The 12,234-nt window shown below is 26.4% G+C and carries 14 protein-coding genes, 1 tRNA gene and 1 other annotated feature; of the genes, 5 read left to right on the forward strand and 10 right to left on the reverse strand.

Translation table 11 applies throughout. The annotated features are described in order from the left end of the window. The 5 genes from I2E83_RS02360 to ytxC all read right to left on the reverse strand — a co-directional run bounded on the left by I2E83_RS02360 (position 1) and on the right by ytxC (position 4,177). Positions 1 to 669 (reverse strand): TrkA family potassium uptake protein, encoded by a 669-nt coding sequence (locus I2E83_RS02360; RefSeq protein ID WP_195264018.1) that lies wholly within the window; start codon positions 667 to 669, stop codon positions 1 to 3. A 13-nt stretch (positions 670 to 682) separates the two neighbouring features. Then, the gene (locus I2E83_RS02365; RefSeq protein ID WP_195428416.1) at positions 683 to 2,023 is read right to left on the reverse strand and encodes a TrkH family potassium uptake protein; all 1,341 of its coding nucleotides are present in this window, start codon (positions 2,021 to 2,023) and stop codon (positions 683 to 685) included. A gap of 256 nt (positions 2,024 to 2,279) precedes the next feature. Next, positions 2,280 to 2,639 (reverse strand): 50S ribosomal protein L20, encoded by a 360-nt coding sequence (gene rplT, locus I2E83_RS02370; protein WP_008679234.1) that lies wholly within the window; start codon positions 2,637 to 2,639, stop codon positions 2,280 to 2,282. A 20-nt stretch (positions 2,640 to 2,659) separates the two neighbouring features. After that, positions 2,660 to 2,857, reverse strand: a complete 198-nt coding sequence (rpmI, locus tag I2E83_RS02375; protein WP_008679235.1) for a 50S ribosomal protein L35 — start codon at positions 2,855 to 2,857, stop codon at positions 2,660 to 2,662. Positions 2,858 to 3,110: 253 nt separating this feature from the next. Next, positions 3,111 to 3,246: a sequence feature (ribosomal protein L20 leader region), on the reverse strand. A gap of 40 nt (positions 3,247 to 3,286) precedes the next feature. Then, positions 3,287 to 4,177, reverse strand: coding sequence for a putative sporulation protein YtxC (gene ytxC / locus I2E83_RS02380; protein ID WP_195428418.1), 891 nt, complete (start codon positions 4,175 to 4,177; stop codon positions 3,287 to 3,289). Positions 4,178 to 4,313: 136 nt separating this feature from the next. Between ytxC and I2E83_RS02385 the strand changes: the two genes are divergently transcribed. Continuing rightward, the gene (locus tag I2E83_RS02385; RefSeq protein ID WP_195264015.1) at positions 4,314 to 5,015 is read left to right on the forward strand and encodes a DUF6873 family GME fold protein; all 702 of its coding nucleotides are present in this window, start codon (positions 4,314 to 4,316) and stop codon (positions 5,013 to 5,015) included. A 212-nt stretch (positions 5,016 to 5,227) separates the two neighbouring features. Here the strand turns inward: I2E83_RS02385 and I2E83_RS02390 are convergent, their stop codons facing one another. Both I2E83_RS02390 and I2E83_RS02395 read right to left on the reverse strand, forming a co-directional pair. Further along, positions 5,228 to 5,749, reverse strand: a complete 522-nt coding sequence (locus I2E83_RS02390) for a hypothetical protein (RefSeq protein ID WP_243242093.1) — start codon at positions 5,747 to 5,749, stop codon at positions 5,228 to 5,230. Between the two features lie 249 nt (positions 5,750 to 5,998). Continuing rightward, on the reverse strand, positions 5,999 to 6,673 hold the full coding sequence (locus I2E83_RS02395; RefSeq protein ID WP_195428419.1) for an HD domain-containing protein: 675 nt from the start codon (positions 6,671 to 6,673) through the stop codon (positions 5,999 to 6,001). 98 nt (positions 6,674 to 6,771) lie between these two features. On the opposite strand from I2E83_RS02395, the gene I2E83_RS02400 reads away from it, so the two are divergent. Continuing rightward, positions 6,772 to 6,846 (forward strand) — tRNA-Cys (locus I2E83_RS02400). 39 nt (positions 6,847 to 6,885) lie between these two features. Here I2E83_RS02400 and hslO read toward each other — a convergent pair. The 3 genes from hslO to I2E83_RS02415 form a co-directional block, all read right to left on the reverse strand. Then, positions 6,886 to 7,767, reverse strand: a complete 882-nt coding sequence (gene hslO, locus I2E83_RS02405; protein ID WP_195264013.1) for an Hsp33 family molecular chaperone HslO — start codon at positions 7,765 to 7,767, stop codon at positions 6,886 to 6,888. A 13-nt stretch (positions 7,768 to 7,780) separates the two neighbouring features. Further along, positions 7,781 to 8,515 carry a class I SAM-dependent methyltransferase gene (locus tag I2E83_RS02410; protein WP_195264012.1) on the reverse strand — a complete coding sequence of 245 codons (735 nt, stop codon included), beginning with the start codon at positions 8,513 to 8,515 and terminating at the stop codon, positions 7,781 to 7,783. A gap of 223 nt (positions 8,516 to 8,738) precedes the next feature. Beyond that, positions 8,739 to 8,990 (reverse strand): small, acid-soluble spore protein, alpha/beta type, encoded by a 252-nt coding sequence (locus tag I2E83_RS02415; RefSeq protein WP_195264011.1) that lies wholly within the window; start codon positions 8,988 to 8,990, stop codon positions 8,739 to 8,741. A gap of 366 nt (positions 8,991 to 9,356) precedes the next feature. On the opposite strand from I2E83_RS02415, the gene I2E83_RS02420 reads away from it, so the two are divergent. From I2E83_RS02420 to dapB, 3 genes are read left to right on the forward strand one after another with little or no spacing between them, the layout of a single operon-like run. Next, on the forward strand, positions 9,357 to 10,349 hold the full coding sequence (locus tag I2E83_RS02420) for an aspartate-semialdehyde dehydrogenase (RefSeq protein ID WP_195264010.1): 993 nt from the start codon (positions 9,357 to 9,359) through the stop codon (positions 10,347 to 10,349). Beyond that, entirely contained in the window at positions 10,349 to 11,227 is an 879-nt protein-coding gene (gene dapA, locus I2E83_RS02425) for a 4-hydroxy-tetrahydrodipicolinate synthase (RefSeq protein WP_195264009.1), read from the forward strand. Before I2E83_RS02420 ends, dapA begins: the two co-directional genes overlap by 1 nt. Before the next feature lie 10 nt (positions 11,228 to 11,237). Next, entirely contained in the window at positions 11,238 to 11,993 is a 756-nt protein-coding gene (dapB, locus tag I2E83_RS02430; protein ID WP_195264008.1) for a 4-hydroxy-tetrahydrodipicolinate reductase, read from the forward strand. Positions 11,994 to 12,234 lie beyond the last annotated feature (241 nt).

Raw genomic sequence — 12,234 nt, forward strand, 5'->3', positions numbered from 1 at the left:
TTAATTTGATTTAGCTATCATACCTTCTAATCTATTTAGATCTTCTGCTGATCCTATAGCAACAATTACGTCATTATCTTCAACTATATCTTCTGCTGATGGTGATAAATTAACATCATCACCTCTTTTAATTGCCATAACGTTTATTCCATATTTACTTCTAAGTCTTAATTCATTTAGAGTTTTGCCTGACCATTCATCTAAAGCTTGAATTTCCATAACGCTGTAATCTTCTGAAAGTTCAATATAATCTAATATATTTGCAGAAACTAAATTATGAGCAACTCTTACTCCCATATCTTTTTCTGGTAGTACAACTCTATCTGCTCCTATCTTATAAAGAACTTTTGCATGTAAATCGCTATGCCCTTTAGCTATAATATATTTAACTCCCAATTCTTTTACTAATAACGTAGCCATAATACTTGATTGAATATTATCACCTATAGTAACTACTGCTACATCAAAATTTCTTATTCCTAATGCTCTTAAAGCATTTTCATCTGTTGCATCTAGCTGTACAGCATGTGTAACACTATCAGCTATTTCCTGTACTATATCTTCATCTCTATCTATTGCTAACACATCATTACCTAAAGAATATAAGGTTTTTGCTATTGAAGACCCAAATCTTCCAAGTCCTATAATTACAAATTGTTTGTTAGACAATTGAATTCATCTCCTAACCAATCAAAATTTTTCCTTCTGGATATTTATAACCAGATTTTTTACGTTTTCTTGTTAATGCAAGCATTACAGTAAGAGGACCAACTCTTCCAAAATACATCATAAGCATAATTAAAATTTTACCTATAGAACTTAGGTTAGGAGTAAGACCTAATGTTAAACCTACAGTTCCAAATGCAGATGTTGTCTCATACAACAAGTCTATAAAGCTAGAGCCAACTTCAGTATAAGATAAAATCATTGTTGCAAATATTACTAAAGATACTCCTATAAATAATAATGTAAATGACTTATATACGATTTCTTTTGTAAATCTTCGTCCAAACACTTCAGTATCTTCTCTTCCTTTTATTACACATATAACAGTTAATACTAATATACCGAAAGTTACTGTCTTCAAACCACCTGCAGTTGATCCAGGAGACCCTCCAATAAACATTAATATTATAGTTAAGAATTTACTTGCTAAAGTCATACCACTAGTTGATACACTATTAAATCCTGCAGTTCTCGGGCTAACAGATGCAAAAAATGAATTTAATAGTTTATCTTTAATATTCATATTTGCTATTGTTTCAACGTTATTATATTCAAATATAAACATTAAGATTGCTCCACCGAATACTAATATTGCCGTAGTTATCAGTACTAATTTAGAGTGAAGTGACAATTTCTTAATCCCTTTAAATTCATATATTTCTAAAAGAACTGTAAAGCCTAATCCTCCAATTATTATTAGCGCACTTATTACTAAAATCACTACGCTATTACTTGAATACCCTACAAGGCTTGTTCCAAGCAAATCAAATCCTGCATTACAAAAGGCTGAAATTGAATGGAAAACACTGTAAAAAACACCTCGAGCAATACCATATTCAGGCACAAATTGAGTTGATAACAATAAGGCTCCAAAAAATTGGACTGATACAGTAAAAACTAAAACATACTTAACCATTTTTACAAGACCTTGAATTGAATATGTGTTCATTGCTTCTTGCATAACAAGTCTTTCTCTTAAAGTTATTTTCTTACCTAATATCAAGGATATAAGAACTGCAAAAGACATAAATCCAAGCCCACCAATTTCTATCAATGTCATAATAACACTTTGCCCAAAAACACTCCAATGTGTACTAGTATCTAATGTTATTAATCCAGTTACACATACTGCAGATGTAGATGTAAAAATAGCATCTAAAAAATTAGTTGGCTCACCTGTTCTCGATGAAATAGGTAGAGATAGTATAATTCCACCTATTAAAATTGCTATTAAGAATCCTAATGCTAATATTTGAACTCCTTTTAGCCTAAATTTTTTTTTCAAACTAAACTGCATATCTTCACCTCTTAGATATACTAACTATATATATTTAAATTAATAATCATATAATTAATATTAGTATAGTATAAATTAAATTATTTAAAGAAAATATAGTTATTATTTTTATATAAATTGTTAACATAACTTTATAAAAATCATATTAAATATTATATTTTTATAATTTATATTCTAATATTAATTATTATAAACTGTTTATATATATATTATTTATATTTATTTACAAAAAATGCGACCCTATGGTCGCAATAGATTATTTGTTTAGTTGGCTTTTTGCTACTTCTACTAAATCTGCAAATGCCTTAGGATCATTTATAGCTATTTCTGATAACATTTTTCTGTTCATATCAATTCCAGCTAACTTGATTCCATTTATGAATTTTGAATATGAAAGACCATTCATTCTTGTAGCAGCATTAATTCTTGCTATCCATAGTCTTCTGAAATCTCTCTTCTTTAATCTTCTTCCAACATAAGCATTTCTTAAAGCTCTTATTACTGATTCATTAGCAGTTTTAAATAATCTGCTCTTTCCACCATAATAACCTTTTGCAAGCTTTAACACTTTTTTATGATTTTTACGTGAATTTACTGCTCTTTTAACTCTTGCCATGTTTCAAACCTCCTACTATCTTATAAATATGGTAATAATTTCTTCATTGCTTTTTCTTGAGTAGTTGAAACATAAGCAGTTTTTCTTAAGTTTCTCTTTCTCTTAGAGCTTTTCTTTGTTAAGATATGACTCTTGAAAGCTTTTGCTCTTTTTAACTTTCCTGTACCTGTTTTTTTAAATCTTTTTGCTGCACCTCTGTGCGTTTTCATTTTTGGCATAATAAAATCCTCCTCTCAGATTATGCTATATTAAGGGGAATAAAAACTAATAATAAAAAATATCATAAATCAATTAGAAAAATATTTACTTAATAATTTTCTGATCTTTATTGACCCCTTAACTGTAAGTAGTAATTTTAAATTAACTCTATTATATCGAATTATTTAGAATCACTTTTAAATTGCATTTTATGCATCTCTAATAATGCTAAATATTAAACCTCTTTTTTATCTTGTAACTTACTATATTTAGACAAAATAAAAAAGACAGCAATATGCCGTCCTCATAATACTCACGCTTTAATTTAAATAATAAATTAAAATAAGAATATACTACCTTACTAAGCTCTGCCGTAAGGTGAGAAACGGCTTTGTTTCTTCTTAACACTTGTAATTATATTATCTGTCAAAAAACTTGTCAACATAATTTTAAAATTTAACTTGTTTTTCTATACATAAAGAACACCCAGTGCAATAGCTTACCTTATCTTCAAATACATTTTCTATAGTATCTATAAATTCTTTATTTAAGCAATTTTTCTTTCCATGTATTATTACTTTTTTAGGAGCATTGGTTATTAATCCACTTATTATTATATCTTCCATCTTCGCATCTGTATCTATTCTACACTCTACTAATTCTTTCATAAATTCATTAAATATATCCTCTTTATTTTTATCTTTTATTGAGTAATTGCCAATTTCATCGATTAATATATTTACTTCATCTATTTTACTTTCTTGAATATCTACAAAATATTTTAGTAATTTAACAAATTCCCTATATTCTTTTTCTACCATGTAGCTTTCAATAACCTTATCTATTATGTTTTCTATATCTTCCCTTAACTCTTTCATTCTAAATCTGATAAATCCATTTATATTTATTTCAGAATTTTCTTCTAAACAATTTTTAATTTTTTCTATAATACTATTCATTTTATTCATACAATAAATCAAGTTATCAAACTTTAATGATTCTTCACCTAATAATACTTTCATAATTTCCTCTTCAACTTCTATTACTTCCTCTTGTTTAAGAAAGAAATAATTTTCAGTTAAAAAATCAAAAATTTCTTTATCTTTATATTCCTCTATAACAATTTTGTATAACACATTACTTATATATAAATTTATGATATCTTTTATTCTTTTATTATAACTATCATCATCACATAATATTTTAACTATATGATTATCAAGTTCCACACTTTCTACTATCCCAATCTTTATGTCTTTTTTCTTTAGAATAGTCCTTAATTCCTGAATTTCACTTACAAAGTCTAGATTGTCGTTATAAACAAGCTTTAGTACAAGCATGGATTCCACTCCCTTCCTAGTAATAGTATGTATAAATTTTAAAACTATATTCAAAAAATATTTCTTAGCAATCGACAAAGATACATATCTAATCTATAATTAATTTATATTTATTATTAATTTTAGGAGCCTATCTATGATTTGTTTTGTTGATTATAGAATCACTGAATTAGAAAAAAAAATACTTAAATCTCTTGATTTATCAATATTAGAAATACCAAAGTGTAATAATTTGTACAAAGCTATTGATGGTCATGTGGACATACAATTGAATATATTAGATAAAAAGTCGAAAAAAGTAATAATTCATAAAGATATATCAAAAGATTTCAAGGAAAAACTTGATTTTTTTAATATAAATTATATAGAAAGTTCAAGCTCTTTAAAAAATGCTTACCCTGATAATGTCTTTTTAAATGCATTGATATTAGAAGATCATTTTGTACATAATTTAAAATATACTGACAAAAATTTATTTTCAACTCAATCCAATAAAAATTTGATTAATGTTAAACAAGGATATACTAAATGCTCTTGCTTACCTGTAAGTGATAAAGCTTTTATAACAAGCGATATAGGAATATATAATGCATTAAAAAATCATGGTTTTGATATTTTGCTATTACCTCCAGGCGATATAATATTAGAGGGTTTAGATTATGGCTTTATTGGTGGTGTAGGTGGCCTTATTAATAAAAATTTAATGGCTTTCTATGGTAGTTTAGATTTATATATTTATGGTGATAAAGTAAAATCATTTTTAAAAAAGTATGGAGTAAGCCCTATTTATTTGATGAATGAAAAACTCCATGATAGAGGAAGCCTACTTGTTTTATAGCCTTTTATATAATACGTTTCATATATATAAATGTTTCTAGTATTAATTTAACAATTTAATTTATAATTCTTTATTTATTGTAAAGTTTTGAATATGATAAAAATAAGATAAGAAAGTTATAGAAAAATATATAAGATTTTTTAATTTTTATAGCTATATAATTAGAAAATTATATAGCTATAAAGTAAACTAAGAAATTATATAATATACTTTTACTGCAATACATCTTTTATTATTAAATCTATTGAATCAATTTCTTTATTTGTATAAGAATTAATCTTATAATCATAAGAATAATCCTTAAGAGCTACTTCTGTATTATGATTACTTTGTTCCTTTGTTAAAGTACTATTATAATCCATCCTAGTAATATGTATTGATATAGTTTTTCCTATTGATTTTAAACATTCTATTTCTTTAGGAAATCTTGCATCTGGTATAATTGCTACATCAAAATCATTTTTAACTAAATTAAGTATTTTTAATAGTTCATTTATTAAAAACATTTCATCACTTTCTCTCATTCTATCACCTAATTTTTGAAGCAGATCTCTTCCATACTCATCCTTTAAACCGTTCCAATTGTATACTTGTGTTGCAATCATTTTTAAGTAATCAGCATAATGAATTATAAATACTCTTCTTCCTTCTTTCTCAAGTATATTTTTTAATTTATTAGCAAGAGTATCTTTTCCATGTCCTGCCCCTCCCGATATTGATATGTACTTCATCATAAGTATCCTCCTTAAAGTAATAAAGTTTTTAATTTTTTTGTCATTTTTTAACTAAGTACATAATTATTTTGTATTACAACAATATTTATTTTAAATATTATATAAAATTCATTTTTCTAATTATAGTAATGCTAAAATGATAATTATTCAAGCATTACTATAATTAGCACTTTGAATCTAAAATATTATAAATAAAATTTGCTTATACAAGATTGTATTAGCTAAATATATTATATTTAAAATCGGCCTCTAACTTAATATAATTTTCTCTATTTCACTAATGTTTTTTCTTAAATCTTGATATTTTTTATTGCTTTCTTTTTCAAGTATATCTAGTATAGTAATAACCTCTTTTATACTTTTCCTATTTTCATGTATTTCCTGATTACCTCTACCTAATTTATCACAAATAAAAAGTAAAATTATATCATTAAAATTTTTACTATCCAATAATTTAGTAATATTTGAGAAAGGTAAATTTTTCAATATATAAATGTGATGCATATGAAATCTTACAATTTCCCTTATATCTTCTACGAATCTAATATCTTCATACATTTCTAGAAGTTCATATGCCATTTTTGCTCCTTCTATATCGTGCTCATAAGATCTATATCTTTCTTTAATAAATTTAGTTGTAGGTATTTTACCAATATCATGCAACAATGCAGCCCACATGAATTTTCTACTATCACTAGAAAACCCTTTTATCTTAGCCGCCACATCTATTACCATTTTAGTATGGTTCCAAACATTTCCTTCAGGATGAAACTTTTTTTCTTGAGGGATATCCTTAAGCTTAGATATTATACTAAAGTCACTATTTTTAAATTCTTCACTTTTCATTAGTTTATCTATTTCTATAGATGGTTTATCGCTTTCAATTAATATTTTATTTATTTCATCAAATATTTCCACTTGCATACTTTCACCTCCTAGTTTATTATTTGTACTAATTAATTTTTTTATTTTAATTTGGTATCAAAATAAATGTTATTACATAAGATATAATTATAAAGCTCGGCGCTATAGCCAAGTGGTAAGGCAGAGGTCTGCAAAACCTTTATTCCCCAGTTCAAATCTGGGTGGCGCCTCCAAATTAAAAAGGCTTAGATTAATCTAAGCCTTTAGTTTTTCTATTTTCTTGCCTTATCTAATAATTCACCAATTTCTTTATTTGAAAAATTATATGCAGTATTACAGAAATTACATTTAATTTCCTCTTCTTTTCCATCATCATATATTTCTTGAAGCTCTTTTTCTCCAATAGATATTAAAGCTGCTTCAACTCTTTCTCTTGAACAATTGCAAGTATATTCAGGTGTCGCATCTTCTAAAATTTTTAAATCCATACCTTCAAAAATATATTCTAATACCTTATCTATACTTCCATGTTCTTGTAACATTTGAGTTATTGAAGGAATTTCTTCTAATCTATATGTTATTAAATCTGATAATAAATCGTCAGCATTTGGCATCATTTGAATTATAAATCCTCCTGCAACCTTTATTGAATAATCCCTATCTACTAAAACCCCTAAAGCTACTGCAGATGGTGTTTGTTCTGAAACTGTAAAGTAATATGCTAAATCTTCACCAATTTCTCCTGTATATATAGGAACTTGACCTACATAAGGATCTCTCATTCCTAAATCTTTAATAACTGTAAATTCACCATTTACACCTACATATCCACCTACATCTAATTTTCCTTTTGCGTTTAAAGGAAGATTTCCATATGGATTCCCAATAAATCCTTTAACCTTTCCTCCTTCATATGCTGTTACAGTAATTCCTTTAGCTTCTCCACCACCATTTATTTTTAAAGTCATTACTTCCTTTTCTGATTTTAATGTAGTCCCCATTAGAGCTCCTGCAGTAAGCATTCTACCAAGTGCAGCTGCTGCTACTGGTGTACATTCATGTATTTTACTTCCTGTATTAACTAAGTCGGTAGTTTCTCCAGCAATAATTCTTACCATTCCATCTTTTGCTGTTGCTCTTATAATCTTATCCATTTATATTCCTCCATTATTTTTTAACTACGTACATTATTCTTTCTGTTTGATTTTCTACTTTTTTATTTGAATATCCATCAAATTTACCTATTATTTTTAAATCTAATTCTTTAAGCTTATTTTCTATAAAATCTTCTTTGTATGCTCTTTCTAAATGCTCTTCTTCGAATCTTTCGTACAATTCACCTTTTTTAACAAAAAAAGTTAAAAACATACTCAAAAGATCATCTTCAAAGGTATTTTCCCAAGTATAAAATACCTCATCTTCACTATATGTATATATATTATTACCTAATATTTCTGAAAGCTTATAATATGAATTTATATCAAATATAAAGATACCATTATCATTTAAATGCTCTTTTACTCTTGTTAAGTAATCAACAAATTTAGATTCTTCTATTATATAATTAGACGAATCCAAAACTGATGTTATTAAATCAAATTTTCTATTTAGACTTAGTTCACTCATATCTTGACAAATTAACTTACATTTAATTTTTTCTTTTTTCAATTTATCAAAAGCTTCTCTAAGCATGTCATCCGATAAATCTACAGCAAAAGATTCTTTGAAATTTCTAGCTAACTTCACTGTAACATTTCCAGTTCCACATGCTATGTCTAAATAATTATTGAAGTCTATATTTTCTTCTTTACAAATTTCAATAATCTTAAAGCACATTTCTTCATAATTTATATCTTCATTTATTAGCTCATCATATATTTTAGCAAACTCTCCATATGTCAAAAAAATTTCCCTCCCCCTTTTTATAGAGTTTTCTAAAACTATATTAAATGTAAAATTTCCTTTAGTCAATCTATACAAAAAAATAAAAATTTTTATGTACTTTTTATTATATACTTTTTCTCTATATAAAATTTGATTTTAAGTTAAAACACATAAATAAAAGTAACATTTATTTTATTCTTTATTTTTCACGTTGTTATTTGCATATAGTTTAGAATTATTTTTATTTTCTGCCTAGTATTTCATCATTTGTAGGTATCTTTAACATTCTCTTTCTTTTTGTCATTATACCTCCTATACGGCCTGTTTCCTCTGCTGTTAAACCTCCCCATCCATATTGATCTACTTTATCCTTTAAACCTAATTCATCAGCTATTTCATACTTTATTTTTTCTCTTAAAACTTCTGCTTCTGATAATTCTTTATTTGATTTTATTTTTGATTTTATTATTTTTTTTAATGGTGTTTTACTCATTTTAATACCCCCTATAAATATAATATTTATATTTTTTCCAAAAGTTTTTCTAATATACTATTAAAATTAATTATTCACTATACACTTCAAAATTCTATATATTATAATAAAGTATTGAATTTATAGAAATATTTAACTATAGTATTAGTAAGTATATTTTTATAAAAGTACTATAAACATTAACATTTAGATAGTTATAAATAACTATTTACATCTTAGTAACTTATATAAAAATAGAACAATATATGTTTTCAATTTTGATATGTTATTAAAAACAAATGTATCAATCATTTATATACTATTAATTCGAATTATGTATATTATTGGAACATATATATCTAGATTAGTAAAAAGGGGGACAAACTTATGTACAATGTTGCAATAGTTGGGGCTACTGGTAATGTAGGTAGAAAGTTTTTAGAAATTTTAGAAGAAAGGAACTTTCCAATAAAAAATCTATATCTTTTTGCTTCGAAAAGATCAGAAGGCACTAAACTAAGATTTAAAGAAAACGAGATAATAGTAGAAGAAACTTTGGAGGAAAATATTAAAAATAAAAAAATAGATTTTGCTTTATTTTCAGCAGGTGGAGATGTAAGTTTAAAATTTTCACCAATTTTTGCATCTTATGGTGCTATCGTAATTGATAATTCTAGTGCATTTAGAATGGATAAAAATGTTCCTTTAGTAGTTCCTGAAGTTAATCCTGAAGATATAACTTGGCACAATGGTATTATAGCAAATCCTAATTGTTCTACTATACAAGCTATGGTGCCTTTAAAAGTTCTATTGGATAATTACGGTATTAAAAGAATTGTATATTCTACATACCAAGCAGTTTCAGGCGCTGGTATGCAAGGTATAGCTGACTTAGAAGATGGAATTAAAGGTATTGCACCTAAAAAATTCCCTTATCCAATATCAGGAAATTGCTTACCTCATATAGACGTTTTCCTAGATAATGGATATACGAAGGAAGAAATAAAAATGATTGAGGAAACAAAAAAAATACTTCATAATAGTAATTTAAAAATTACAGCTACAGCTGTCAGAGTACCTGTTCTTAATAGCCATAGTGAAAGTATAAATGTTGAACTAGAAAAGTCTTATGAGTTAAATGATGTAATTAAACTGTTTAACAGCACTAAAGGGCTTACTGTTTATGATAATATAAACGAACTCAAATATCCAACTGCTTTAATGGTATCTGGAAAAGATGATGTTTTCATTGGTCGTATAAGAAGAGATTTTAGTATAGATAACGGATTAAATCTATGGGTAGTTGCTGATAATATTAGGAAAGGAGCTGCTTTAAATGCAGTTCAAATAGCTGAATTATTAATAAGGAGTGATATATAATGTCAATTTTTAAAGGTTCTGCTGTTGCTATAATTACGCCATTTAAAGAATCAGGTGTAAACTTTGACAAACTTAAAGAATTAATAGAATGGCATATAGAAGAAGGAACAGATGCTATTGTAATTTGTGGTACAACTGGCGAAGCTAGTACAATGAGTAATGAAGAGAGAAAAAAGGCTATAAAATTCACAGTTGATGTAGTAAATAAAAGAATACCTGTAATAGCCGGAACAGGTACTAATAACACTAGTGCCTCTGTTGAAATGAGTGAGTATGCTCAAAGTGTAGGCGTAGATGCACTTTTAGTTATAACACCTTATTACAATAAAACAAACAATAAAGGACTTCTTAAACATTTTGAAGCGATAAATAATGCTGTAGATACCCCTATAATATTATATAATGTTCCAAGTAGAACTGGAGTAAATATTACCCCTATTCAACTATTAGAATTATCTAAACTTAAAAATGTTGTTGCCATAAAAGAAGCTAGTGGCAATATAAGTCAAGTTGCTCAAATGAAGGCTTTATGCAAAGATAGTATAGATATATACTCTGGCAATGATGACCAAGCAGTTCCTATTATGGCTCTTGGCGGTTTAGGAGTTATTTCTGTCTTAGCCAATATAATGCCTAAAGAAGTTCATGATATGGCTACAACATTTTTGTCTGGTAACACTAAAAAAGCTCTACAAATTCAATTAGATACTTTAGATATAGCAAATAAATTATTTATAGAAACTAATCCAATCCCTGTAAAAACAGCATTAAATTTAATGGGAAAAGATGTTGGTACATTTAGATTGCCATTATGCGATATGGATGATAAAAATCTAGATATACTAAAACATTCTTTAAAAGAATATAATTTAATTTAAGGAGTCTATTATGATAAAAATTTTACTAAATGGTTGTTGTGGAAAAATGGGGAAAGTAATTATAGAAGCAGCTAAAAACTTTCCTAATATAGATATAGTGGCAGGAATTGATAAATATCCAAATAATCAATTAAGTTTTAAGATATATACTAGTACTAATGATGTTGATATAGATTACGATGTTTTATTGGACTTTTCTAGACCAGAAGCACTTGCTGATATTTTAAAATTATCATTGAAAAATAATAAACCTGCTATATTATGTTCTACAGGATATACAGATGAAGAATTACTACTTATTTCAGAAAAAAGTAAAGTTATACCTTTATTTAGATCAGCTAACATGTCATTAGGAGTGAATTTATTAAATTCATTGCTAAGGAAAGTCGCTCCTATACTATATGAAAATTATGATATTGAAATAATAGAAAAACATCATAATCAAAAGGTAGATTCACCAAGTGGAACTGCCCTTCTACTTGCAGATACAATAAGTAATTCTATTCAAATAAACTCAAATTATGTATATGGCAGAAGTGGAAAAAGTAAAAGAGAAAAAAATGAAATTGGAATTCATGCAATTAGAGGTGGTTCAATAGTTGGAGATCATGACGTTATATTTGCAGGTTCTGGAGAAATAATCGAATTATCTCATAAGGCAATATCAAGGGAAGTTTTTGCAGTTGGTGCATTAAAAGCATGTGAGTTTATGAGTAATGTTAATACTCCTAAACTATATAATATGGATGATGTATTAGGAATTTAAATAAAAGTATACAGGGGCTGTTTCATAATTAAAATGTAAAAGTTAGAATGTAGAATTAATGTGAAAACTATTGAAAGTAATTTTTAAATAATATAAATTTAAGTATTTTAGTATGAAATACTACTTTAATTTTAAATTTAAAACTTTACATTGTATTACTTTATGCGACAGCCCCTTTTAACTTAAGAATCTTTTTCCAGTTTAAAAATTTATTATAGTGAAAAACTATAATATCAATAAT

This window comes from Clostridium sp. D46t1_190503_E9 (assembly GCF_015555225.1).
Classification (GTDB): Bacteria; Bacillota; Clostridia; order Clostridiales; family Clostridiaceae; genus Clostridium.